24 protein-coding genes are annotated in these 24320 nt (G+C 49.4%); 13 read left to right on the top strand and 11 right to left on the bottom strand.

From position 1 onward, the window contains the following. Positions 1-28 precede the first annotated feature (28 nt). The 3 genes from rimO to D9741_RS16135 form a co-directional block, all read right to left on the bottom strand. The gene (gene rimO / locus D9741_RS16145) at positions 29-1354 is read right to left on the bottom strand and encodes a 30S ribosomal protein S12 methylthiotransferase RimO (RefSeq protein ID WP_001558886.1); all 1326 of its coding nucleotides are present in this window, start codon (positions 1352-1354) and stop codon (positions 29-31) included. A 127-nt stretch (positions 1355-1481) separates the two neighbouring features. Beyond that, positions 1482-2717 (bottom strand): oligosaccharide MFS transporter, encoded by a 1236-nt coding sequence (locus D9741_RS16140; protein WP_130215051.1) that lies wholly within the window; start codon positions 2715-2717, stop codon positions 1482-1484. 253 nt (positions 2718-2970) lie between these two features. Further along, positions 2971-4053 carry a LacI family DNA-binding transcriptional regulator gene (locus D9741_RS16135; protein WP_130214766.1) on the bottom strand — a complete coding sequence of 361 codons (1083 nt, stop codon included), beginning with the start codon at positions 4051-4053 and terminating at the stop codon, positions 2971-2973. Between the two features lie 234 nt (positions 4054-4287). On the opposite strand from D9741_RS16135, the gene D9741_RS16130 reads away from it, so the two are divergent. The 3 genes from D9741_RS16130 (at position 4288) to yliI (ending at position 8059) form a co-directional block, all read left to right on the top strand. Continuing rightward, positions 4288-6342: a beta-galactosidase gene (locus D9741_RS16130; RefSeq protein WP_130214764.1), complete on the top strand. Its 2055-nt coding sequence runs from the start codon at positions 4288-4290 to the stop codon at positions 6340-6342. A gap of 104 nt (positions 6343-6446) precedes the next feature. Beyond that, entirely contained in the window at positions 6447-6830 is a 384-nt protein-coding gene (bssR, locus tag D9741_RS16125; protein WP_130214762.1) for a biofilm formation regulator BssR, read from the top strand. Positions 6831-6940: 110 nt separating this feature from the next. Further along, positions 6941-8059, top strand: coding sequence for an aldose sugar dehydrogenase YliI (gene yliI / locus D9741_RS16120; protein ID WP_130214760.1), 1119 nt, complete (start codon positions 6941-6943; stop codon positions 8057-8059). Here the strand turns inward: yliI and gstB are convergent. Beyond that, the gene (gene gstB / locus D9741_RS16115; protein ID WP_130214758.1) at positions 8056-8682 is read right to left on the bottom strand and encodes a glutathione S-transferase GstB; all 627 of its coding nucleotides are present in this window, start codon (positions 8680-8682) and stop codon (positions 8056-8058) included. The two genes, yliI and gstB, sit on opposite strands and share 4 nt — an antisense overlap. Before the next feature lie 246 nt (positions 8683-8928). On the opposite strand from gstB, the gene dacC reads away from it, so the two are divergent. Then, positions 8929-10131, top strand: a complete 1203-nt coding sequence (dacC, locus tag D9741_RS16110; RefSeq protein ID WP_130214756.1) for a serine-type D-Ala-D-Ala carboxypeptidase — start codon at positions 8929-8931, stop codon at positions 10129-10131. Between the two features lie 47 nt (positions 10132-10178). Here dacC and deoR read toward each other — a convergent pair whose 3' ends face one another. Together deoR and ybjG are read right to left on the bottom strand one after the other, a co-directional pair. Further along, entirely contained in the window at positions 10179-10937 is a 759-nt protein-coding gene (gene deoR, locus D9741_RS16105; RefSeq protein WP_130214754.1) for a DNA-binding transcriptional repressor DeoR, read from the bottom strand. A gap of 57 nt (positions 10938-10994) precedes the next feature. Continuing rightward, positions 10995-11591 (bottom strand): undecaprenyl-diphosphate phosphatase, encoded by a 597-nt coding sequence (gene ybjG / locus D9741_RS16100; RefSeq protein WP_130215049.1) that lies wholly within the window; start codon positions 11589-11591, stop codon positions 10995-10997. Positions 11592-11864: 273 nt separating this feature from the next. On the opposite strand from ybjG, the gene mdfA reads away from it, so the two are divergent. Continuing rightward, entirely contained in the window at positions 11865-13097 is a 1233-nt protein-coding gene (mdfA, locus tag D9741_RS16095; protein ID WP_130205191.1) for a multidrug efflux MFS transporter MdfA, read from the top strand. Positions 13098-13137: 40 nt separating this feature from the next. Here mdfA and ybjH read toward each other — a convergent pair whose 3' ends face one another. From ybjH to D9741_RS16080, 3 genes are all read right to left on the bottom strand, one after another. Then, the gene (gene ybjH / locus D9741_RS16090) at positions 13138-13422 is read right to left on the bottom strand and encodes a protein YbjH (RefSeq protein WP_130214752.1); all 285 of its coding nucleotides are present in this window, start codon (positions 13420-13422) and stop codon (positions 13138-13140) included. 84 nt (positions 13423-13506) lie between these two features. Further along, on the bottom strand, positions 13507-14322 hold the full coding sequence (gene ybjI, locus D9741_RS16085) for a 5-amino-6-(5-phospho-D-ribitylamino)uracil phosphatase (protein ID WP_130214750.1): 816 nt from the start codon (positions 14320-14322) through the stop codon (positions 13507-13509). Then, entirely contained in the window at positions 14322-15530 is a 1209-nt protein-coding gene (locus tag D9741_RS16080; RefSeq protein ID WP_130214748.1) for an MFS transporter, read from the bottom strand. Before D9741_RS16080 ends, ybjI begins: the two co-directional genes overlap by 1 nt. Positions 15531-15613: 83 nt before the next feature. Here D9741_RS16080 and rcdA point away from each other — a divergent pair, with 83 nt between their 5' ends. Continuing rightward, on the top strand, positions 15614-16189 hold the full coding sequence (gene rcdA / locus D9741_RS16075; protein WP_130214746.1) for a DNA-binding transcriptional regulator RcdA: 576 nt from the start codon (positions 15614-15616) through the stop codon (positions 16187-16189). A 135-nt stretch (positions 16190-16324) separates the two neighbouring features. Here the strand turns inward: rcdA and D9741_RS16070 are convergent, their stop codons facing one another. After that, positions 16325-18010 (bottom strand): aspartate:alanine antiporter, encoded by a 1686-nt coding sequence (locus tag D9741_RS16070; RefSeq protein WP_130214743.1) that lies wholly within the window; start codon positions 18008-18010, stop codon positions 16325-16327. Positions 18011-18277: 267 nt separating this feature from the next. Between D9741_RS16070 and D9741_RS16065 the strand changes: the two genes are divergently transcribed. After that, positions 18278-18655, top strand: a complete 378-nt coding sequence (locus tag D9741_RS16065; protein ID WP_130205203.1) for an inner membrane protein YbjM — start codon at positions 18278-18280, stop codon at positions 18653-18655. A 31-nt stretch (positions 18656-18686) separates the two neighbouring features. Here D9741_RS16065 and D9741_RS16060 read toward each other — a convergent pair whose 3' ends face one another. Next, a complete protein-coding gene (locus D9741_RS16060; protein ID WP_130214741.1) occupies positions 18687-18944 on the bottom strand; it encodes a GrxA family glutaredoxin in 258 nt (85 codons plus the stop codon). Between the two features lie 159 nt (positions 18945-19103). Here D9741_RS16060 and D9741_RS16055 point away from each other — a divergent pair, with 159 nt between their 5' ends. From D9741_RS16055 to potG, 6 genes are all read left to right on the top strand, one after another. Next, a complete protein-coding gene (locus D9741_RS16055) occupies positions 19104-19391 on the top strand; it encodes a DUF1418 family protein (RefSeq protein ID WP_130205207.1) in 288 nt (95 codons plus the stop codon). Then, positions 19375-20097 (top strand): nitroreductase NfsA, encoded by a 723-nt coding sequence (nfsA, locus tag D9741_RS16050; RefSeq protein ID WP_130214739.1) that lies wholly within the window; start codon positions 19375-19377, stop codon positions 20095-20097. Before D9741_RS16055 ends, nfsA begins: the two co-directional genes overlap by 17 nt. 60 nt (positions 20098-20157) lie before the next feature. Further along, entirely contained in the window at positions 20158-21060 is a 903-nt protein-coding gene (rimK, locus tag D9741_RS16045) for a 30S ribosomal protein S6--L-glutamate ligase (RefSeq protein WP_130205211.1), read from the top strand. Positions 21061-21147: 87 nt separating this feature from the next. Beyond that, the gene (locus tag D9741_RS16040) at positions 21148-21624 is read left to right on the top strand and encodes a YbjN domain-containing protein (RefSeq protein WP_000203025.1); all 477 of its coding nucleotides are present in this window, start codon (positions 21148-21150) and stop codon (positions 21622-21624) included. A gap of 350 nt (positions 21625-21974) precedes the next feature. Further along, entirely contained in the window at positions 21975-23087 is a 1113-nt protein-coding gene (potF, locus tag D9741_RS16035; protein WP_130214737.1) for a spermidine/putrescine ABC transporter substrate-binding protein PotF, read from the top strand. A 94-nt stretch (positions 23088-23181) separates the two neighbouring features. Next, complete coding sequence (potG, locus tag D9741_RS16030; RefSeq protein WP_130214734.1) at positions 23182-24315, top strand: putrescine ABC transporter ATP-binding subunit PotG; 1134 nt, start codon at positions 23182-23184, stop codon at positions 24313-24315. The last annotated feature ends 5 nt before the right edge of the window (positions 24316-24320 follow it).

The following is a 24320-nucleotide window of genomic DNA, read 5'->3' as shown; positions in this document are numbered from 1 at the left end:
AAAATAAATTTGCCCGGCCTGGCATTAATTAAACCCGACTACCCCATAAATCGTACTCATCGGCATGCTCGACTTTCACACGCAGGATGTCGCCCGGCTTAACGTTGGTTTCACCGTTGAGATAGACCGCGCCGTCGATTTCCGGCGCATCAGCCATACTGCGGCCAATCGCGCCTTCTTCATCCACTTCGTCGATGATCACCAGAATTTCACGGCCAACTTTCTCCTGCAGGCGCTCGGCGGAAATCTGTTGTTGCAGTTGCATGAAGCGATTCCAGCGTTCTTCTTTCACTTCTTCCGGGACCTGGTCCGGCAGAGCATTGGCATCAGCGCCTTCAACCGGGCTGTATTTAAAGCAGCCAACGCGATCCAGACGTGCTTCTTTCAGGAAGTCGAGCAGCATCTGGAAATCTTCTTCCGTCTCGCCAGGGAAGCCGACAATAAAGGTTGAACGCAGGGTCAGTTCCGGGCAGATTTCACGCCATTTTTTGATACGTGCCAGTTGGCGATCAACCGAACCCGGGCGCTTCATCAGTTTGAGAATGCGCGGGCTGGCATGCTGCAGCGGAATATCCAGATATGGCAGGATTTTGCCTTCAGCCATCAGCGGGATGACGTCGTCCACGTGCGGATAAGGGTAAACGTAGTGCAGACGTGTCCAGATCCCCAGTTTCGATAACTGTTCGCACAGGCTGACCATGCTGGTTTTTACCGGCTCGCCGTTGTGGAAGCCAGTACGGTGTTTAACATCTACGCCATAGGCGGAAGTATCCTGGGAAATCACCAGAATCTCTTTAACGCCCGCATCCACCAGACGTTTCGCTTCGCTTAATACTTCGCCAATCGGGCGGCTCACCAGATCGCCGCGCATTGAAGGAATAATGCAGAAGGTACAGCGGTGGTTACAACCTTCGGAAATCTTCAGATAGGCATAATGACGTGGGGTCAACTTAACACCCTGTTCCGGCACCAGGCTCAGGAACGGATTGTGTTTCGGTTTTGGCACGTAGTGATGAACGTGCTCCAGAACCTGCTCGTAGCTATGAGGCCCGGTGATTTCCAGCACTTTCGGGTGAACTTCGCGGATCTGATCTTCTTTTGCTCCCAGACAACCAGTCACAATCACCTTGCCGTTTTCATTCAACGCTTCGCCAATGGCTTCCAGAGATTCTTGCACCGCGCTGTCAATAAAGCCGCAGGTGTTAACGATCACCATATCTGCGTCGTCATAGCTCGGTACTACGTCATAACCTTCAGTACGCAGTTCGGTAAGAATGCGCTCTGAATCGACGAGGTTTTTCGGGCAGCCAAGGGAAACAAAGCCGATTTTCGGCTGGGGAGTTACTTTGCTCATAGCTTAAAAAATATTCAGTTACAGGAAAGGTCAGGGCAGGGATTCTACAGAGTTCTGGATAAAATTTGTATCGTAATCTGGTCAACAGGTGAGGAAAACGCCCCAAATATCGGGGCGCAAATGATTGTCATGCTACTGGGTTTTCAGTTAGCGCCTCCGCAGGCTGGCTGCTGGATTTGTCCCGCAGCGTAAAGACCGAAATAATCGTGAAGCAACCGGCAATCGCCCCCAGGATTAGATAGGTTTCAGCAAAGCCAATGGTGTCATACAGATAGCCGGCAATGGGTGAATAGATTGCCGTGGCGATGGATGCCACAAAAAGCACCAGCAGGTATACCGTCGAAGAGAGTTTATGATCAAAGTTAGCCGCGATAAATTTAAACACAGACACCAGGATCAGTGGTTTTTCGATGGCGTGCATCATTTTAACGGCCGCAATCCACACTGGTCCCAGTTGGATAGCAGAACCGGCAATGCGTAGCGACATAATGGTTCCGGCAATAACCAATGCCCATTTGGCGCCAGTGCGGTTAACAAACCACGGCATCAGACAGAGAAATAAGGTTTCTCCACAGACCTGGACAGAAGCCAGAATTCCGTACCAGCGATTGCCTTCTTCTGGCGTCGGAAATTGCAGCGAAAAATATTGTGCGAATTGTTGATCGTAGGTGTCATAAATTTGCGTTACGAACAGAGTGAACATCAATAAAAACCAGAACTGACTATTTTTCGCCAGTTCAAGTGCATGGATAGCTTTCAGCGAATTGGTTTTTTCAATTTCCGCCTCGGTCAGTTCAATTTTGGTAAACATAAAGCAGATTGCGGCGATCACAATGGCACAGCTTGCCAGCCAGAAAGAGAGATTAGGGCTGGTATCAATGTATTTACCCACAATCCACGCGGCGGCAGCCCATCCCAGAGAGCCCCACATTCTTACGCGACCATATTCAAAATGATAACGGCGCGAAACTTTATCTATCCAGGAATCCAGAACGCCACAGCCAGAATTAAAAATGATCCCCAGGTAAACACCACCCAAAACAGCGCCCAGCCAGAAGTTATGAACCAGAAGCGGGGCATACACATAAATAAAGAATGGTCCTACGGGAAGTAATAATGCGACGAGGATCCAGATGAGTTGTTTCTTAAGACCAAATTTATCGGAGATGAAACCGAAGAACGGCTGCATTAATAACGCAATGAAAGCATTAACGGAATAAAGCAATCCTGTGCGTGTGGCGGTAATTTCCAGATGCTGTGTCGTCCATATGACAAAAAATGCCATCGTTGCCGACCAGGCGAAGAGGTACAGAAAATCAAAAATACTGAGCAAAATATAATTACGTTTACCGGGCAATAACATAGCCATATCCTCAATCACTGGCGTTGGGTCATTTACCGTTGGCACAGGCATTAGCTGTGCTTACTGGTTATTGTTTTGGTATGCATCTCCGGAAATGTCATGCGTTAACAATTTCATTTTTACTCTGACCCTGACCGCGATGATTAGGCAATGTGTTAAATGAATGTTTGAGATTTACATCACAATTATTGCTGATAATAAAAAAGATTTAGCGAAACAGATCACTAAATCTTTTTATGAGAACGTATTACTTTTATGCCTTTCGTGTTAGCTCATCTGCCAGTGTGCGAAGGTGTTCAGCAATATTCATCAGATCAGTCTGTGGTGAGTGCAGGGGACCAGCAGAGTTACGCACGACCAGGCGACTGGGAAGGATGGTCGAAGAGCGGAGCATCGCGTGTTCATCGTTCGGCTGTAAAATTTGTTGAACGGCAATTTTCCCTTGTAAATCAAAGTCGATTGCGACGGTCGTTAGCGAAGGTTCAAAAAACGCACTCTCATAGGTGTCGTCATAGCCTATGACAGAAATATCTTGCGGGATTTTACGTTTTTGTTGATGTAAGGCGCTTAATGCCCCCAATGCCATCTGATCATTGGCGATCAGAAGAGCGGTCGCCTGTGGTGTTTCACGTAGCATCTGTAACGTCGCCAGATAGCCGCTTTGAGCGTCCCAATGACCGTAATGAATGGCCAGCGGCGTCAGTTGGAGTGAAGCGAGTGTGTCGCGCCAGGTATTGAGTCGTAGCCGCGCGGGTACTGAATTTTCAGGGCCAGAGATCAAGCAAAATTGACGATGCCCCAAATCGTAAAGATGCTTCACGCTGGCGCGTGCACCTTCTGCGGGATTAAAGGTGACGTTAAATACCGGGCTATAAGGGTCCACGTCGAGAAACAGACACAATACATCGCTGTTTTCAGTAACCAGTGTTTCAGCCAATGCCGTTTCCAGTGGTGCGTTGATAATAATCTTTGTTACCCGTTGTGCTTTTAATTCATTAATTGCAGCCTGAATACCTTTAATATCAACATCGTCAATCATGGATATCAGTACCTGATATCCCTGTTCTCCGGCATATTTTTTCACTGCTGCCGCAATTTGCGAGGGGGCATGCAGGGCAAGTGAAGTTGTAACCAGCCCGACTGTTTTGCTCTCTTTCCCTACCAACTGTTGAGCTACGCGATTTGGAACGTACTTAAGTTCGGCAATGGCTTGTTCAATTTTTTGACGTGTTTTAGCAGACACGTTCGCTGAATTGTTAAGCACCCTCGACACTGTCTGATAAGAAACATTGGCATGACGAGCAACATCGGCAAGGGTTGCAGCTTTGGTTTTCATATTCGCCCCGGATAAAAGATTTGTCACAGTATACCGCAGTGAATGTCATACGTATCACGCTCACCTGTCTCAGTGCCGGTAAGCTGAACCGACGAACCTGTTTGAAGGGAAAAAACGCGTACTTGATCACATTCCTGCCGGACATTCCTTGCATAACGAAGCAATAAATTACTAGATGACAGCATTGTGAACGAATAACATTTTTTGTCTGTTTAAAACAATTCAGGAGTCAGCATGGACAAGTACCCACCGATTATCCCCAGAGCCCCATGGTTACTTCATGGAGCTGATTACAATCCGGAGCAATGGTTACATGTCCCTGGGATTCTGGAGAAAGATATCGCCATGATGCAACAGGCTGGTTGTAACACCATGTCGGTGGGCATTTTTAGCTGGTCAATACTGGAACCCACAGAGGGTGAGTATCGCTTTGACTGGCTGGATGAGGTGCTGGATAAACTTCATGCTGGTGGGATCTCTGTCTTCCTCGCAACACCAAGCGGAGCCAAACCCGCCTGGCTTGCTGCTCGTTATCCAGAGGTTCTGAGAGTTAGCGCCTCACGCGAGAAAATGCTTCACGGTGGTCGCCATAATCACTGCCTTTCTTCGCCAGTGTATAAAGATAAAGTGACGCAAATTAACCGTAATCTGGCGCAGCGATACGCCAATCATCCGGCGGTTCTGGGATGGCATATCAGTAATGAGTATGGCGGAGAGTGCCATTGTAATGGATGCCAGCAGGCGTTTCGCCGTTGGTTGCAGACGCGTTACACCACTCTTGAGGCGCTTAATCAGGCATGGTGGACTGGCTTCTGGAGCCATACATACAGTGACTGGTCACAAATTGAATCTCCTTCCCCAATAGGTGAAATGTCCAACCACGGTTTGAATCTTGATTGGCGGCGCTTTGTCACATCGCAGGTAAAAGAGTTCTATCAAATGGAAATCGCGCCGTTAAAAGCAGAGCGCCCCGATTTACCTGCGACGACTAATTTTATGTGGTATTTCAATGACTATAACTACTGGGTATTAGCCGAAGTGGTTGATTTTGTGAGTTGGGATAGCTACCCCATGTGGCACAAACAGGAAGATGAACGCGCCGTAGCCTGTAAAACAGCGATGTATCACGACCTGATGCGTACCTTGAAAAATAAACCGTTTATTCTGATGGAATCCACGCCCAGCCAGACAAGCTGGCAGCCAACCAGCAAATTGAAAAAGCCGGGAATGAATATTCTTTCTTCCTTACAGGCCGTCGCTCACGGCGCAGACGGCGTGCACTATTTTCAGTGGCGTAAGAGTCGTGGTGCCGTGGAGAAGTTTCATGGCGCGGTGGTTGATCACGTCGGCCATCTGGAGACGCGAACCGGACGCGAAGTCATACAACTGGGGCAACGGCTGTCTCATCTTAAACAATTGGTTGGGACGAAAACGCAGGCAAAAGTTGCCATTATTTTCGACTGGGAGAACCGCTGGGCGGTCAATGATGCTGCCGGGCCGCGCAATTGCGGTATCCACTACGAACAAACGGTAGTGGAGCATTACCGACCTTTCTGGGAGCAGGGCGTGGCGGTCGATATTATCAATGCTGATTGTGATCTTACGGGTTATCAGTTAGTTATCGCCCCAATGCTCTATATGGTTCGCGATGGATTTGCTGCTCGTGCTCGTGCCTATGTCGAAGCTGGTGGCAATTTTGTCACCACTTACTGGTCCGGGATTGTCAATGAAACCGATTTATGTCACCTGGGTGGGTTCCCTGGCCCGTTGCGTGACCTGATGGGCGTATGGGCTGAAGAGATTGATAGTCTTAATGATTATCAGCATAACGAAGTTATCTGCGAGCCGAATGCGTATGGACTGCAGGGGCAATGGCAGGCACGGGAATTATGTGCGGTTATTCACGCCGAAGGTGCTCAAGTTCTGGCGCGCTATGGTGAGGATTTTTATGCGGGTACACCTGCGTTAACGGTAAATCACGTCGGACAAGGTCGTGCTTTTTATGTGGCTTCGCGTAATGATGCGTCATTTCATCAAGCGTTTGCCGCGATGTTGATCAACACACTTCATCTCCCAAAAGCACTTGCTACTGAACTTCCTGCTGGCGTTATTGCAACGCGTCGGGCAGACGGCGATCAGGAATGGGTTTTTGTACAAAATTACACTGCTCATGTACAAAATGTTGTGCTTCCTGGAGCGTGGCGAGTGGCGGAAACGGGCAAGGCTTGTTCACAACAATTAGAACTGGCGCCGTGGGGATGTGAGGTACTGGAAAGAGAAATAATGTAAATTCTTATTAATAAGATGTGAAGTATTGGTCCTTGACAGCATTTTGCTCAAAAAATGGCCATACTATTTAATTGCAATAAGGCTGGAAAGAGGAGGATCGAAGTATGTTCGTTGACAGACAGCGAAGCGACCTGCTGAACCGGTTGAAAGACGCACAAGTTGACCTCGCTGCATACGTGCATCTGAGGAAGGCCAAAGGATACATGTCCGTCAGCGAAAGCAATCATCTACGAGATAACTTTTTTAAACTGCATCGCGAATTGCACGATAAATCGCTGCGGTTGAATCTTCATCTGGATCAGGAAGAGTGGGGTGCTCTTCATCACGCTGAAGAAGCATTAGCGACAGCCGCAGTATGTTTGATGAGCGGGCATCATGATTGCCCGACTGTTATTACCGTCAACGCCGATAAGCTTGAAAATTGTCTGATGAGCTTAACGCTGAGTATCCAGAGCCTTGAAAAGCACACCATGCTTGAGCAGGCCTGAAAACTAAGGGGGAGAAAGCATCTCCCCCTTCATGTTTAAGTTTTTGTAAAAATGAATTTGTCATCTCCTCCACTGACTACGCTTTAAGCCAGAGTCAATCCGGAGGCGTTATGCATCGACAATCTCTTTTCCTTGTGACCCTTTTCTGTGTTTCTTCCGCTCTCTGGGCGGCGCCTACAACGGTAAATGTCGAAGTATTGCAAGACAAACTCGACCATCCCTGGGCGCTGGCCTTTTTACCCGATAATCACGGTATGTTAATCACGCTGCGTGGTGGCGAGTTACGCCACTGGCAAGAAGGAAAAGGATTATCTGCGCCGCTGGCTGGTGTGCCGGAAGTCTGGGCGCACGGGCAGGGAGGCTTGTTGGATGTAGCTTTAGCGCCTGATTTTGCCCAGTCGCGCCGCATCTGGTTAAGTTATTCGGAACAGGGAGATGATGGCAAAGCCGGAACTGCCGTGGGTTATGGCCGCTTAAGCGATGATCTCTCAAAAGTGACCGACTTCCGCACCGTTTTTCGTCAGATGCCTAAGCTTTCTACCGGTAACCATTTTGGTGGGCGGTTGGTGTTTGACGGCAAAGGTTATTTGTTTATTGGTCTGGGGGAAAACAATCAGCGCCCGACGGCGCAGGATCTGGATAAATTACAGGGCAAACTGGTGCGTCTGACCGACCAGGGCGAGATCCCGGATGATAATCCTTTTGTAAAGGAATCCGGTGCGCGCGCTGAGATCTGGTCTTATGGCATTCGTAATCCGCAAGGAATGGCGATGAATCCGTGGAGTAATGCACTATGGCTGAATGAACATGGCCCGCGCGGTGGTGATGAAATTAATATCCCGCAAAAAGGCAAAAACTACGGCTGGCCGCTGGCAACCTGGGGAATCAACTATTCGGGCTTTAAGATACCGGAAGCGAAAGGGGAAATCGTTGCCGGAACCGAACAACCGATTTTCTACTGGAAAGATTCGCCTGCCGTGAGCGGTATGGCCTTCTATAACAGCGACAAATTCCCCCAGTGGCAGCAAAAATTATTTATTGGCGCGTTAAAAGACAAAGATGTCATCGTGATGAGTGTCAACGGCGACAAAGTGACAGAAGATGGCCGCATATTAACGGACAGAGGGCAGCGAATTCGTGATGTTCGCACTGGGCCCGACGGTTATTTGTACGTGTTGACCGACGAGTCCAATGGCGAATTACTGAAAGTAAGTCCACGTAATAATTAGCTAACGGGGATCATCACCACTTTACGCACTGCGGGGCGTTCAGTGAGCTGTTGATACCAGCGTTCCAGATTTGGACGCGGTGTCCAGGTCAGACCGACGTTAAACAAATTGTAGATAAACGGTGCAATAGCGATATCACCCACGCCAAATTTATCACCAGAGAACCATTTCACTTTTGCCAGTTCCGCATCAAGAAGGGCAAACAGAGCGTCGCATTCCTTGCAACTGGCATCAATGGCGGCCTGGTCGCGTTCTTCAGGCGGTGTTCTGACCAATCCCATCAGGATCCCGCGATGGGCATTACTGAGCGTCTGGTTTGCCCAGTCCATCCATTTTTCCGCTTCTGCACGACGTGCTGGCGAGTCGATCCACAAGCGGTTTTGCCCGTACTGTGCTGCCAGGTAGCGGACAATGGCGTTCGATTCCCAGAGAATTAAACCACTTTCGTCGTCGCGCAACAGCGGCACCAGCCCGTTGGGATTCATCGCCAGAAAGTCGGCGTCATGGTTTACTCCAAACTCACGGCCCGCGAGAATTTGCTCATAAGGTAGATCCAGTTCTTCGAGCGTCAGCAACACTTTTTTTACGTTGGTTGAATTATTCCGACCCCACAGCGTAATCATACTCACCCCTTTTTACACAGGCAGCCACAGGCTGAACAGGACTCTGATGGTGGAGTAAAGTTAACTTTTAAGCAACAGTTGGCAAAAAAATGACGCCAGAAGCAGCGAAGCGGCAGGATATTGCATAAACTTTAAAAACTTTACCAACTTACGGTTTCTTTAAGTTTGTGTGTGCGTTATTAATCACCGAACTTATCATACGGCGATATAACGTATTTTTTTTGAATGGATACTCGGGTGGCATTTATGACGCAATACTCCTCTCTCCTTCGTGGTCTTGCAGCGGGTTCTGCATTTTTATTCCTTTTTGCCCCAACGGCATTCGCGGCGGAACAAACCGTTGACGCGCCGAGCGTGGATGCGCGTGCATGGATTTTAATGGATTACGCCAGCGGAAAAGTGCTGGCTGAAGGTAATGCGGATGAGAAACTGGACCCAGCCAGTCTGACCAAAATCATGACCAGCTATGTGGTTGGGCAGGCGCTCAAGGCCGATAAGATTAAACTCACCGATATGGTGACGGTCGGTAAAGATGCCTGGGCGACGGGGAATCCGGCGCTGCGCGGTTCATCGGTGATGTTCCTCAAACCGGGCGATCAGGTTTCGGTGGCTGATTTAAACAAAGGCGTGATTATTCAGTCCGGTAATGACGCCTGTATTGCGCTGGCAGATTACGTCGCGGGCAGTCAGGAGTCATTTATTGGCTTGATGAATGGTTATGCTAAGAAATTGGGCCTGACCAACACTACCTTCCAGACGGTGCACGGCCTCGACGCACCGGGGCAGTTCAGTACCGCACGCGATATGGCCTTGCTGGGCAAAGCGTTAATCCACGATGTACCGGAAGAGTACGCCATTCATAAAGAGAAGGAATTTACCTTCAACAAGATTCGCCAGCCTAACCGTAACCGTCTGCTGTGGAGTAGTAATGTCAATGTCGATGGCATGAAGACCGGTACTACGGCAGGAGCCGGTTACAACCTGGTGGCCTCCGCGACCCAGGGCGACATGCGTTTGATCTCTGTGGTACTGGGAGCGAAAACCGATCGTATCCGTTTTAATGAGTCCGAAAAGTTGCTCACCTGGGGCTTCCGTTTCTTTGAAACCGTGACACCAATTAAGCCTGATGCCACCTTTGTGACCCAGCGAGTCTGGTTTGGCGATAAGAGTGAAGTGAATCTCGGTGCTGGCGAAGGCGGATCGGTGACTATTCCGCGTGGACAACTGAAAAACCTGAAAGCCAGTTATACATTAACCGAACCGCAGCTCACCGCACCGCTGAAAAAAGGCCAGGTCGTCGGAACCATTGATTTCCAGCTTAATGGTAAATCTATTGAACAGCGTCCGCTGATCGTAATGGAGAATGTGGAAGAGGGTGGATTCTTTGGTCGGATGTGGGATTTTGTGATGATGAAATTCCATCAGTGGTTTGGTAGCTGGTTCTCTTAATCTTGAGATGACCGGATGGCGCGTTGACGTCATCCGGTGATGCTTAATTAATACATTAACTTAATACGCTGCGTTTGCGCGTACTTCACATACTCATCTTCCGGACAACGATCGCTTACTACGATATCAAAGCGTTTCAGGTCGCCCATGCGTGCCGGACGTACCTTACCAAACTTACTGTGGTCGACAACCAGCACATGCTTTTGCGCCATCGACATAGCCCAGTGTTTTACCGGCAACTCTTCAAGATTAAAACAGGTTGTGCCTTTTTTGATATGTACACCCGCAGCGGAATAAAAAGCGATATCCGGACAAAAATTATTCAGCGTTTGTTGAAAATCGATAGGTTTGAAGATGGCGTTGCTGGCGTGAAATTCTCCACCACTAAGAAACGCCCGGCAATGTGGTTTCTCTTGCAGCGCCAGAAAGGTATTTAGTGAATAACAAACGGCGGTGAAAGGGATTTCATTATCAATCGCTTCAATAATCCAGGGCGTAGTGGTGCCGCAGTCAAAAAAGAGGGTCTGACCGGGTTCTACCAACGTCGCGGCCAGTTTCGCAGCGCGACGTTTTTCTTCCACCAGACGGGATTTTTGGTCGCTTAGCAGGTAATGGCTGGCGCTGCGTGGTTCGAGAACGATATAGCCGCCGAGTAATACGACGGGGGCGCTGTTGTTATTCAGGTCGCGACGAATCGTCATCTCTGAAACCCCAAGTAGGGCGGCGGCGTCCTTCAGATGTAACTTATCGCTGCGTTTTAATTCCTGGAGTAATTGCCCGATGCGCTCTTCGCGACGTGTTTCCATATTCCCTCTGAATAGTTATTGAAGCGAGCCGCCTGATATTACACGTTTTATCCGAAATCAGCCACGTACCCAGCCTTTACGGATCGGTAAGGCGAAACAGAAGCGATACCACGATTGCAGTCGCTGGTAGAGCATCGCCCCCGCAGCTTGCCAGATAATCTGCGCGCTAAGGCAACCAATCATTCCCGCTAACAATCCACCAAGCATATCCAGTGGCCAGTGGACGCCAAGGTAGACCCGCGACCAGGCAATAATTACGGCCAGCACCATGAGAAGCGATCCGGACCACAAACGATGCCAGATTAAAAATGCCAGAGCGAAGGTGAAGATCACTGTGCCGTGATCGCTCGGGAAAGAGTCATCCGCCGCATGGTGCAGGAAGTTATAGCCGATATTCTCGACAAACGGGCGGTCATGCGGAAATAAATGACCCATCCCCCAGGAAACAAACAGACTTACAGCCAGTGCGATCGCTATTTTTATCACTATCTGCCGTTGCGCCGTACGTCCCCACAGCCAAAGTACCCCGGCCAGTAGCGGCACCACAGTAATCAAATCTTTGGCAATAAAAATCGCCAACGAGATCATCCACGGAGAAGAATCTGGCGTGGCATTAATTAGAGAGAATAATGAGTAATTGAGATTTTCCAGCATAACTTCCAGACTCATAAGGTGTTTAATGGGGAGCCGTCAGGCAAGGCGGTGAGAATAAGGTGCATGTTAAACAGGGTAAAGCGGCATCGTCTTATTTCTCATAAGCGGCCCGTATTATGTGAAGTAATGGTAACGCGCGGTAGTTAAATAAAGCTTAAAAAAGAGAGTCTAATCGCCGATTAATGTAAGAATGTGCTTAAGGGGCAAAAATTGCTTTCTCGTTAGCCGCGCTTTTATTAAACTTTGCGCGATTATTATTGGCGAAGAAATTGCATGCAAAATAGATTAGCTAATGGTGCCAGACTTGGACGTCAGGCATTACTTTTCCCTCTCTGTCTGGTGCTCTACGAATTCTCAACCTATATCGGTAACGATATGATTCAGCCCGGTATGTTGGCCGTGGTTGAACAGTACCAGGCGGGCATTGATTGGGTTCCTACCTCGATGACCGCGTACCTTGCGGGTGGGATGTTTTTACAGTGGCTGCTGGGGCCATTGTCGGATCGTATTGGTCGCCGTCCGGTGATGCTGGCGGGCGTAGTGTGGTTTATCATCACTTGTCTGGCGATACTACTGGCGCAAAACATTGAACAATTCACGCTGTTGCGCTTCTTGCAGGGCATAAGCCTCTGTTTCATTGGCGCTGTGGGTTACGCCGCAATTCAGGAATCCTTCGAAGAGGCGGTTTGTATCAAGATCACCGCGCTGATGGCGAATGTGGCGCTGATTGCTCCGCTACTCGGCCCGTTGGTGGGCGCGGCGTGGATCCATGTGCTGCCCTGGGAAGGGATGTTTGTATTATTTGCCGCATTGGCAACGATCTCCTTCTTCGGCCTGCAACGTGCCATGCCAGAAACCGCCACGCGTATAGGCGAGAAACTGTCGCTGAAAGAGCTCGGGCGTGACTATAAGCTGGTGCTGAAGAATGGTCGCTTTGTTGCGGGGGCGCTGGCACTGGGGTTTGTTAGTCTGCCGTTGCTGGCGTGGATTGCCCAGTCGCCGATTATCATCATTACCGGCGAGCAGTTGAGCAGCTATGAATATGGTTTGCTGCAAGTTCCCATTTTCGGCGCATTAATTGCGGGGAACCTACTGTTGGCGCGACTGACCTCGCGTCGCACCGTACGTTCGCTGATCATTATGGGCGGTTGGCCGATTATGATTGGTCTGTTGGTCGCTGCTGCGGCAACGGTCATCTCATCGCACGCGTATTTGTGGATGACCGCAGGGTTAAGTATTTATGCTTTTGGTATTGGTCTGGCGAATGCGGGACTGGTGCGATTAACCCTGTTTGCCAGCGATATGAGTAAAGGTACTGTCTCGGCGGCGATGGGGATGTTGCAAATGCTGATTTTCACTGTCGGTATTGAGATCAGTAAACACGCGTATCTGAACGGCGGCAACGGTCTGTTTAATCTCTTCAACCTTGCCAACGGAATTTTGTGGCTGCTGCTGATGTTTATCTTTTTAAAAGATAAACAGGTAGGAAATTCACACGAAGGGTAAAAAAATGCCTGATTGCACAACGCAATCAGGCATTTTCGAATTAATAGTGATGGTCATCGATCTGATGTTCGATAACCATCCCTTCGCCAACGCTGGCAAGGTGACGAACATACGGATGTGGACGGTAAGCTGGAGCAGGAGTCGGAGCCACATAGACGGTTTGCGGCACAGTAGCGACACTGACTGCTTGTGGAACGCTGACAGAATCAGGGACCACTACCACTTTGTATCCACTCGGCACATCGACGGTAACGCTTTGCGCCATCGTTGCACCGGCAAAGCTCATGAGAAACGCGCCCAGCAAAACATAATTCTTCATAATCATTTCGCCTGAAATAATTCGGTGGGTTAATTTCTGCGAATTATGCAGCCTTCATTCAGGCGTTGTGTTGCCGGGCGTGCTGCCGTTTTATTGATTAAATGGCGCTTCGTGTTTAAGAACTTTATCAATCACGTCCAGTACGCCTTCACGGTTATTGGAACCTGCACGATATTTCGCCGCTGCAACAACCGCGCTGCCGGCATTTTCCATTGCGAAGCTGTACCCTGCCTGACGCAGCATCTCAATATCATTACCGCCATCGCCAAAGACCACGACTTCGCTGTCGTCTATTCCCCATAATTTCTGGAGTTGACGTAGGCCATTGGCTTTATGCACGCCAGGGATGATTAAATCGATGCTGCCGTTGCCGGTATGCACTGGCACCATAATATCGCCGATGGCCTCATGTAATGCTTTCTGCACTTGTGGAATCAGTTCATCGGAAAGATTCAGGCCAAACTTGAAGAAGATATCTTCTAAGTTGTCAAAGTTATCGACGTATTCCAGACGGTGATAATACATTTCCGCCACAGTTTTCATGGTATCGTCATATTTTTTGAGGGTATAGGCGCTATTTTTGCCGCAGGCAATAATTTCCACTTCCGGGCGCGTCAGCAAATGCGCCACGACAGTGGCAAAAGCATCTTTCGATAGCTCACCATTAAAAACATCTTTGCCTTCGCTCACTACCCAGCCGCCATTTTCCGCCACAAAAGCAATTTCATCGGCAATTTCGGGGAAGAATGAGATCAACTGATAATATTGATTCCCGCTGGCAACCACAAAGCGAATACCTTGTGCTTTCATCTGCTGATATTGGGCCATAAACCGCTCGCGGTTATAGGTTTTTTGATCGCTTAAGAAAGTACCGTCCATGTCTACCGCAATTAATTTAATGCCCATCAACTATTCTCCATCGCAGTCTGCGTTTTTGTATTGGGTTTGGCGACGGCTTTTGCGACGATAGCCGCGAGAATAACCAGCGCCAGTACAACCAGCATTGCACTACGTAATCCATAATGTTCGCCGAGATAGCCCAGCAGTGGCGGCCCGACGAGGAAAGCCAGATAACCGGTCGTGGCCACTACGCTGACACGGGTTGGCGCGTCGGGGCCGGTATCACTGGCGGCTGAAATGGTCAGCGGGAAGCCCAGCGAGGCACCCAGTCCCCAAAGAACGACAGATACCCCGGCGACCCAGGCGCTATCAACAAAAATAATTAGCCCGATACCCAACGCACCCATTAGTGCACTGGCACGTACCACGGCAACGCGGCTGTAGCGATCAATAAACCAGCCGCCGGTAAAACGTCCAACGGTCATCCCCAGGGTAAAACCGGCATAAATCAGCGAGCCGGAAGTAGGGCTAAAACCGTGACCATCAACCATTAATAAGGGTAACCAGTCGTTGGCAGAACCTTCTGCAAAAGCCATTGCCAGCACCACGACACCAATTAATAGCAACTGAATATCGCGATAAAAAGGAACCCCTTTTTCACTATGCTGCGTGCCATCAGCAGCATTTTTTCCCGTACCGTCAGGGATTGCCTGAATAGCGATATAAATAGGCGCGATGCCCACCAGCGCCGCCAGCAAAATGTGAACAGTTGCCGGAACTCCAAAGGCCGTCAGCGCCATCCCTACACCAGCCCCCGCCAGCGTACCGAGGCTGTAGAAGCCATGCATCATCGGCAAAACCGTTTTATTCATTTCTCTCTCAACGGCAGCACCTTCAACGTTTATCGCCACTTCTGCGGAACCAAAACTGGCGCCAAAAACGCCAAGACCAACGGCAAAGATCACAGGAGATGTCAGCCAGAGCGCCAGACTTAATATCATCATCCCGATCAATGCGCAGGACATCGTGACCAGGATGACATTACGCGTCCCAAAGCGTTTTACTAACCACGCCGAGCAGAGAATACCGCTCATCGAACCGATTGACAGACCAAAGAGCACTCCGCCCATTTCGGCGATAGAGACAGAAAGAATGTCGCGGATAGCGGGCGTTCTGGTTGCCCAGGAAGCCATTAGAAGGCCCGGCAAAAAGAAGAACATAAACAGCGCCCAGGTACGGCGTTTCAATGCATTACGTGAAGAATTTACTGTCATAGATCACGTCAAAAAAAGAAGAGAGAAGACAACCTTAGCAAGGTTGTGTACATTTGTACACAATTGCAGAGAGAGGAAATGACATGCGTCGCGCTAACGATCCACAACGGCGAGAAAAAATCATCCAGGCCACTCTCGAGGCGGTGAAACTTTACGGAATACATGCCGTGACGCACCGTAAAATAGCTACCCTTGCCGGGGTACCGTTAGGGTCGATGACCTACTATTTTTCAGGAATTGATGAGCTATTACTGGAGGCGTTCAGTAGCTTTACGCAGACTATGTCACGGCAATATCAGGCATTTTTTCTCGATGTCAGAGATGCCCCCAGTGCCTGCCAGGCCATCACAGAAATGATCTACAGCTCGCAGGTTGCAACGCCGGACAACATGGAACTGATGTATCAACTCTACGCGCTGGCCAGTCGAAAACCGTTATTAAAAACAGTGATGCAAAACTGGATGCAGCGCAGTCAGCAAACACTCGAACAATGGTTTGAACCTGGAACGGCCCGGGCTCTGGATGCTTTTATTGAAGGGATGACGCTGCATTTTGTCACTGACCGTAAGCCGCTATCGCGCGAGGAGATTTTACGGATGGTGGCACGAGTGGCGGGGCAGGAGATAAATTTCAGGCAACAAAAAACCCATCAACCTTGAACCAAAATGGCGGGGTTGATGGGCTCCACAAAATGGGGACATCAAAGAAAAGCAGTGGCACTAATTAAGACTGATGCCCCAAAGAAAAGTTCGCCGATTGTACAAAAAAATTTCATTTTCAGGGCAACTTCAGTTTTATCCGAGTCCTGGCCATACCATGACAATGATTGTCCCGGCCAGCGTTAGCAGTACGTTAGCTATTGCATAAGTACCCGCATAACCTAAGGCTGGGATGTTACTGCGTGCGGTGTCGCTGATGATCTCCATTGCCGGAGCACAAGTACGCGCGCCCATCATCGCGCCGAACAGGAGTGCGCGGTTCATACGCAGTACATAAGCGCCGAACAGGAAGCAGATAACCACCGGCACCAGACTGACAATCAATCCGGCAATTAACATCTGACCACCGATCGCGCCCAGGCCGTTATTAATGCCGCTACCGGCGCTTAAACCAACGCCTGCCATAAACACCATCAAGCCGAACTCTTTCACCATGCTTAACGCTCCCTGCGGAATGTAACCGAAGGTCGGGTGGTTAGCGCGCATAAAGCCCAACATAATGCCGGCGAATAACAAGCCAGCAGCGTTCCCCATGCCGAAGCTAAATGTACTGAACTGGAAGGTGATCATCCCGATCATCAGGCCAATAACAAAGAACGCGCAGAACGCCAGCAGGTCTGTGACCTGGCTGTGAATCGAGATAAAGCCGATGCGGTCAGCAATGGTTTTCACGCGACGGGCATCGCCGCTCACCTGCAAAACATCACCTTTATTAAGCACAACGTTGTCATCAATTGGCATCTCAATCTGGCTGCGGATGACGCGGTTAAGGAAGCAACCGTGATCGGTCAACTTCAGTTGTGCCAGACGTTTACCTACCGCGTTATGGTTTTTGACGACGACCTCTTCAGTGACGATACGCATGTCGAGAAGGTCACGATCAAAAACTTCTTTACCGTTACGGAAGCTGGGATCGAGGCGGGCGTGGGCGTCTGGATATCCCACTAACGCTATCTCATCGCCCATTTGCAGCACGGCGTCGCCATCCGGATTTGCCAGAATCCCGTTACGACGAATACGTTCAATGTAGCAACCAGTTTGACGATAAATACCCAATTCACGCAGATTTTTGCCGTCGGTCCAGGCCACCAGCTCCGGACCGACACGGTAGGCGCGGATCACCGGCAAATAAACTTTTCGGCTGGCATCGGTGTCCAGGCCACGTTCGCGAGCGATTTGTTGGGCGCTGGTCTGTAAATCCTGATGTTGCAACTTCGGTAAATAACGTGCACCGACAATTAAACTCACCAGGCCAATTAAATAAGTTAACGCATACCCAAGGCTTAGATTATCCAGTGCTGTGGAGAGCTGTCCGCTTTCCATACCGGAATGGCGTAATGTGTCGCCAGCACCGACCAGAACCGGTGTCGATGTCATGGAGCCAGCCAACATACCGGCCGTCAGACCGATATCCCAGCCAAACAGCTTACCCAACCCTAAGGCGATCACCAGCGCACTGCTAACCATCACCAGAGCTAACATTAGGTAATTTTTCCCATCGCGGAAAAAAATGGAAAAAAAGTTGGGTCCGGCTTCGACCCCGACGCAGAAAATAAACAACATAAAGCCAAGATTAAGCGCGTCGGTGTTAATGCTGAAATGTTGTTGCCCTAATAGTAACGATACGACTAAAACGCCAATGGAATTACCCAGTTGGATTGAACCAAGTCGTAATTTTCCTAGACATAGTCCAAGCGCAAGGACTACAAATAATAACAGAATGTAATTCCCATTTAACAATTCGGCGACGTTTATATTCACGGAGACTAACTTCTTGTTTACGAGTAAGCTGTTGAAAGAAATGGTAATTTAAGATAATGTTTTTACCTGAAATCAGGGCGCGAATTCATTCAGCGCACTTAAGCAATAGTAAAGAAACAATATATTTTACTAGTGTAATCACATTAAGTACCAACGGCTATAAAAATTGCGTTGGCCTATATTAGCATGGAATGCGAAGCGGCTTTATCTTACTGAACGCCATAGTGGCGAAAATGTGTTCGATAGAGGCAGTGTCAGGAGGAGCGAGTGAAACATAAACAACGTTGGGCGGGGGCAATCTGCTGTTTTGTCCTCTTCATTGTAGTGTGCCTGTTCCTGGCGACGCAAATGAAAGGCGCTTTTCGGGCTGCCGGGCATCCTGAAATCGGCTTGCTGTTTTTCATTCTTCCTGGGGCGGTTGCCAGCTTTTTTTCGCAGCGTAGAGAAGTCCTTAAACCGCTGTTTGGCGCAATGCTGGCGGCACCGTGTTCTATGTTAATTATGCGTCTGTTTTTTTCACCAACACGCTCATTCTGGCAAGAGCTGGCGTGGTTATTGAGCGCCGTCTTCTGGTGTGCGTTGGGAGCGTTGTGTTTCTTGTTTATTAGTAGTTTGTTCAAGTCACAGCACAGAAAAAATCAATAAAGCCCTCAAACAGAGAGGGCTTATCCGGCAATCAGGCTTCAAGATTCTCTTTCACCCAGGCAGCAAAATCGATATAGCCGCCGATGTGTTGCTGATCGACAAAGATCTGCGGTACGGTTTCTACTGGTTTACCTGCTTTCTGTTGTAAATCTTCTTTGCTAATCCCTTCTGCACGAATATCAACATACTGATATTCAAAGTCATCGCGTTCATTACTCAGTTTGTCTGCCAACTCTTTAGCACGCACGCAGTAAGGGCAACCCGGACGACCAAAAATAACGGTTTGCATTGTTTCTCTCCTCATCTGTTTATGTCCGCCATGATTACGCCAAAATTTATTTGCTGAAAGTAGGTTTAACCTGTTGCATTGATTGCTTAAAGCTATAACTGTTAAGCACAACGCAACGAAAGGTTTTAAAATAGCAATTCACTTTGCAGAGGGAAGCCTATGCGCGCGATCGGTAAATTACCTAAAAGCGTGTTGATACTGGAATTCATCGGCATGATGTTACTGGTGACGGCGCTGCTGTCGTTAAGCCATTACCTTTCGCTCCCGGTGCCGTTTTCGACGCCAGAGATACAAATTCTGATGATTTTTCTCGGTGTTTTGCTCATGCTTCCCGCTGCGGTGGTGGTTATTCTTCAGGTGGCAAAACGGCTTGCCCCACAACTGATGAACCGCCCACTGGAATCTTCACGTTCAGAAAGAGAAAAAGATAATGACGCCAACCATTGAACTTATTTGTGGCCATCGCTCCATTCGCCATTTCACTGATGACCCCATTTCTGAGGCGCAGCGTGAGGCGATTATCAACAGCGCCCGAGCGACTTCCAGTTCCAGTTTTTTGCAATGCAGTAGCATTATTCGCATTACCGATAGAACGCTGCGTGAAGAACTGGTAACGCTGACCGGCGGGCAAAAACACGTAGCGCAAGCGGCGGAGTTCTGGGTGTTCTGTGCCGACTTTAACCGTCATTTACAGATCTGTCCGGATGCACAACTTGGCCTGGCGGAACAACTGTTGCTCGGTGTCGTTGATACGGCAATGATGGCGCAAAATGCGTTAACTGCAGCGGAATCGCTGGGGTTGGGCGGAGTATATATTGGTGGACTGCGCAATAATATCGAAGCAGTGACAGAACTGCTGAAGTTACCAAAGCATGTTCTGCCGTTGTTTGGTCTGTGTCTAGGTTGGCCTGCGGATAACCCGGATCTCAAGCCGCGTTTACCTGCCTCCATTTTAGTGCATGAAAACAGCTATCAACCGCTGGATAAAGACGCTCTGGCGCAGTATGACGAGCAACTGGCGGAATATTATCTCACCCGTGGCAGCAATAATCGTCGGGATACCTGGAGCGACCATATTCGTCGGACAATCATTAAAGAAAGCCGTCCTTTTATTCTCGATTATTTACATAAACAAGGTTGGGCGACGCGCTAAAACCGTAACGCCGATGTATTATACGCGGGCTTTTGACCAGGTCTGACAGAGAGGTGCAGGGTGAAAATTGCCATATTGTCCCGGGATGGAACGCTCTATTCGTGTAAGCGGCTGCGTGAAGCTGCCATACAGCGTGGTCACCTGGTTGAAATTCTCGATCCGCTTTCTTGCTATATGAACATTAATCCTGCGGCGTCTTCTATTCATTATAAAGGCCGCAAGCTACCCCATTTTGACGCGGTGATCCCACGCATTGGCACCGCCATTACCTTTTATGGGACGGCGGCGCTACGCCAGTTCGAAATGCTGGGGAGCTATCCGTTGAATGAATCGGTCGCGATTGCCCGTGCGCGTGACAAATTGCGTTCCATGCAACTGTTAGCGCGACAGGGCATTGACCTGCCTGTAACAGGCATGGCGCATTCGCCGGATGATACCAGCGACTTAATCGAGATGGTCGGTGGTGCACCGCTGGTGGTCAAGTTGGTCGAAGGCACGCAGGGGATTGGAGTGGTGCTGGCGGAGACGCGTCAGGCAGCAGAAAGCGTAATTGACGCTTTTCGCGGTCTTAATGCGCATATTCTGGTGCAGGAATATATAAAAGAAGCAAAAGGCCGTGATATCCGTTGTCTGGTCGTTGGCGATGAAGTGGTCGCGGCAATTGAACGGCAGGCGAAAGAGGGCGATTTTCGCTCCAATTTGCATCGCGGTGGTGCGGCAAGCATTGCCAGTATTACCCCGCAGGAGCGTGAAATTGCCATAAAAGCCGCGCGAACGATGGCGCTGGATGTTGCTGGTGTGGATATTCTGCGTGCAAATCGCGGACCGTTAGTGATGGAGGTGAATGCGTCGCCCGGTCTGGAAGGAATAGAGAAAACCACCGGTATCGACATCGCGGGTAAAATGATCCGTTGGATTGAGCGCCACGCCACGGCAGAATATTGCTTAAAAACTGGTGGTTAGTCGCAATAACGTGACTGATCATGGTTTTGCCTGCGCTTTTTGCGTAAGCTGTGCCAGTCTTTTTATCGGAAGAGGTTGTACAAAATTATGACATCGCTGGTCGTTCCTGGTCTGGATACGTTGCGTCAATGGCTCGATGACCTGGGGATGAGTTTTTTTGAATGTGATAACTGTCAGGCGCTACATCTGCCGCATATGCAGAATTTCGACGGTGTCTTTGATGCCAAAATCGACCTGATTGATAACACGATCCTGTTTTCTGCCATGGCGGAAGTCAGACCTTCAGCCGTGTTGCCGCTGGCGGCGGATTTGTCGGCCATCAATGCCAGTTCGCTGACTGTGAAAGCATTTCTTGATATGCAGGATGATAATCTGCCAAAGCTGGTGGTTTGCCAGTCTTTATCCGTTATGCAGGGCGTAACCTATGAACAGTTTGCATGGTTCGTACGCCAGAGTGAAGAGCAGATTTCGATGGTCATCCTTGAAGCCAATGCCCATCAACTGCTGTTGCCGACTGACGATGAAGGGCAAAATAACGTTACCGAAAACTATTTCCTTCATTGATAACTCTTTTTGAGCACGCAGTCGCTGCCGCAGTGACTGCGCATTATAATATTTCCTGCTAAATTTAACCTTCCATTAAAGATTTTTTCACTTGTCTTGTGCCGAATTTGCTTTATCACATAGAGCAAATGCGCATAAAAATTTGTTAAATACTGTTTTTTAATTACAGCTATAGTTTCAAACCCTGGCTAAAGTTATTCTTGCAAGGCTTTTATATAGCGAGCAATGCTGGCCGGGAGAGAGTTCTCTTTTCTTGCGCCGCGCCGATAAAAAATATGCACGTTTATTGCATATCTTTCAGTGTGACAACTTTTGTTCGTTTGTTAACGAACTTTCAGAAGGAAAGAGATATGACCGCCTTAAATAAAAAATGGCTATCGGGTCTGGTTGCAGGTGCTCTGATGGCCGTCTCTGTCGGCACGCTCGCGGCTGAACAAAAAACACTCCACATCTATAACTGGTCTGATTATATCGCTCCAGATACAGTGGCAAATTTTGAAAAAGAGACGGGTATAAAAGTCGTCTACGATGTTTTCGATTCCAACGAAGTATTGGAAGGCAAGTTAATGGTGGGGAGCACCGGCTTTGATCTTGTCGTTCCATCAGCCAGTTTTCTTGAACGCCAGTTGACTGCTGGTGTATTCCAGCCGTTGGATAAAAGCAAATTGCCAGAATGGAAGAATCTCGATCCAGAACTGCTGAAGCTGGTGGCAAAACACGATCCCGACAATAAATTTGCCATGCCGTATATGTGGGCGACCACAGGAATTGGCTACAACGTCGATAAAGTCAAAGCGGTACTGGGCGAAAACGCGCCAGTCGATAGCTGGGACTTGATCCTCAAACCTGAAAATCTGGAAAAACTGAAAAGCTGCGGAGTCTCGTTCCTCGATGCGCCGGAAGAAGTGTTTGCCACCGTGCTGAATTATCTCGGCAAAGATCCCAACAGCACCAAAGCGGATGATTACACTGGCCCGGCAACCGATCTGCTGTTAAAGCTGCGTCCAAATATTCGTTATTTCCATTCATCTCAATACATTAACGATCTGGCAAACGGCGATATTTGCGTCGCTATTGGCTGGGCGGGTGATGTGTGGCAGGCGTCAAACCGCGCGAAGGAAGCGAAGAATGGCGTGAATGTCTCGTTCTCGATTCCAAAAGAAGGGGCGATGGCATTCTTTGATGTATTCGCCATGCCTGCGGATGCCAAAAATAAAGACGAAGCATATCAGTTCCTGAATTACCTGCTGCGTCCGGATGTCGTAGCGCATATCTCTGACCATGTGTTCTATGCTAACGCCAATAAAGCAGCCACGCCGCTGGTGAGTGCGGAAGTCCGTGATAACCCAGGAATTTACCCGCCTGCGGACGTTCGCGCCCAAATGTTCACACTACAAGTGCAGGATCCAAAAATCGATCGGGTGCGCACTCGCGCCTGGACCAAAGTGAAGAGCGGAAAATAATCTGCTGTTGTAGATGCCGGACGGGTGCACCACACCCGCCGGCAATTCGCACCATCATGGTGCGCTTGCACACATTCAATGCCGGAGAGCAGCCGTGAATGACGCTATCCCTCGCCCGCAGGCGAAAAGTCGTAAGTCGCTGACACCACTATTAGAAATCCGTAATTTGACCAAATCCTACGATGGTCAACATGCGGTCGATGATGTCAGTCTGACCATTTATAAAGGCGAAATCTTTGCGCTGCTGGGCGCATCCGGCTGTGGTAAATCCACGCTGCTACGTATGCTGGCAGGTTTTGAACAACCTTCTGCCGGGCAGATTATGCTTGATGGCGTCGACCTGTCACGGGTTCCTCCTTATCTACGCCCCATCAATATGATGTTTCAGTCTTACGCGTTGTTTCCCCATATGACCGTGGAACAGAACATCGCCTTTGGCCTGAAGCAGGACAAATTGCCAAAAGCGGAAATTGCCAGCCGGGTCAACGAGATGCTCGGGCTGGTACATATGCAGGAGTTCGCCAAACGCAAACCGCACCAGCTTTCCGGTGGCCAACGCCAGCGTGTGGCCCTGGCCCGAAGCCTTGCCAAGCGCCCGAAACTATTACTGCTCGATGAGCCGATGGGCGCGCTGGATAAAAAGCTGCGTGACCGGATGCAGCTTGAAGTGGTGGATATTCTGGAGCGTGTCGGCGTGACCTGCGTAATGGTTACTCACGATCAGGAAGAGGCGATGACCATGGCGGGGCGTATCGCCATTATGAATCGCGGGAAATTTGTTCAGATTGGCGAGCCGGAAGAGATTTACGAGCATCCGACTACCCGCTACAGCGCCGAGTTTATTGGTTCAGTCAACGTCTTTGAAGGGCTACTAAAAGAGCGTCAGGAAGACGGCCTGTTGCTCGATTCACCGGGGCTGGTCCATCCGCTGAAAGTCGATCCGCTGGCGTCAGTGGTCGATAACGTGCCGGTACATGTGGCGCTGCGACCGGAAAAAATCATGCTTTGCGAGGAGCCGCCCGCCAATGGTTGTAACTTCGCGGTGGGGGAGGTGATACACATTGCCTATCTCGGCGATCTTTCGGTGTATCACGTTCGTCTGAAAAGCGGGCAGATGATTAGCGCCCAGCTACAAAACGCGCATCGTCACCGCAAAGGGCTACCGACCTGGGGTGATGAAGTTCGTTTATGTTGGGAAGTGGACAGTTGTGTGGTGCTGACGGTTTAAGGAGC

It is taken from the genome of Escherichia sp. E14V7, from assembly GCF_004212225.1.
GTDB lineage: Bacteria > Pseudomonadota > Gammaproteobacteria > Enterobacterales > Enterobacteriaceae > Escherichia.
This window is presented reverse-complemented; position numbering and strand designations above follow the sequence as displayed.

Coding starts and splice junctions, on each gene's coding strand:
- yliI (WP_130214760.1), top strand. CDS start 6,941: ATGCATCGACAATCTCTTTTCCTTGTGACCCTTTTCTGTGTTTCTTCC.
- D9741_RS16055 (WP_130205207.1), top strand. CDS start 19,104: ATGCGCGCGATCGGTAAATTACCTAAAAGCGTGTTGATACTGGAATTC.
- ybjI (WP_130214750.1), bottom strand. CDS start 14,322: ATGGGCATTAAATTAATTGCGGTAGACATGGACGGTACTTTCTTAAGC.
- D9741_RS16130 (WP_130214764.1), top strand. CDS start 4,288: ATGGACAAGTACCCACCGATTATCCCCAGAGCCCCATGGTTACTTCAT.
- D9741_RS16060 (WP_130214741.1), bottom strand. CDS start 18,944: ATGCAAACCGTTATTTTTGGTCGTCCGGGTTGCCCTTACTGCGTGCGT.
- rimO (WP_001558886.1), bottom strand. CDS start 1,354: ATGAGCAAAGTAACTCCCCAGCCGAAAATCGGCTTTGTTTCCCTTGGC.
- D9741_RS16135 (WP_130214766.1), bottom strand. CDS start 4,053: ATGAAAACCAAAGCTGCAACCCTTGCCGATGTTGCTCGTCATGCCAAT.
- deoR (WP_130214754.1), bottom strand. CDS start 10,937: ATGGAAACACGTCGCGAAGAGCGCATCGGGCAATTACTCCAGGAATTA.
- D9741_RS16040 (WP_000203025.1), top strand. CDS start 21,148: ATGACATCGCTGGTCGTTCCTGGTCTGGATACGTTGCGTCAATGGCTC.
- potF (WP_130214737.1), top strand. CDS start 21,975: ATGACCGCCTTAAATAAAAAATGGCTATCGGGTCTGGTTGCAGGTGCT.
- rcdA (WP_130214746.1), top strand. CDS start 15,614: ATGCGTCGCGCTAACGATCCACAACGGCGAGAAAAAATCATCCAGGCC.
- D9741_RS16140 (WP_130215051.1), bottom strand. CDS start 2,717: ATGTTATTGCCCGGTAAACGTAATTATATTTTGCTCAGTATTTTTGAT.
- gstB (WP_130214758.1), bottom strand. CDS start 8,682: ATGATTACGCTGTGGGGTCGGAATAATTCAACCAACGTAAAAAAAGTG.
- nfsA (WP_130214739.1), top strand. CDS start 19,375: ATGACGCCAACCATTGAACTTATTTGTGGCCATCGCTCCATTCGCCAT.
- dacC (WP_130214756.1), top strand. CDS start 8,929: ATGACGCAATACTCCTCTCTCCTTCGTGGTCTTGCAGCGGGTTCTGCA.
- ybjH (WP_130214752.1), bottom strand. CDS start 13,422: ATGATTATGAAGAATTATGTTTTGCTGGGCGCGTTTCTCATGAGCTTT.
- bssR (WP_130214762.1), top strand. CDS start 6,447: ATGTTCGTTGACAGACAGCGAAGCGACCTGCTGAACCGGTTGAAAGAC.
- ybjG (WP_130215049.1), bottom strand. CDS start 11,591: ATGCTGGAAAATCTCAATTACTCATTATTCTCTCTAATTAATGCCACG.
- mdfA (WP_130205191.1), top strand. CDS start 11,865: ATGCAAAATAGATTAGCTAATGGTGCCAGACTTGGACGTCAGGCATTA.
- D9741_RS16080 (WP_130214748.1), bottom strand. CDS start 15,530: ATGACAGTAAATTCTTCACGTAATGCATTGAAACGCCGTACCTGGGCG.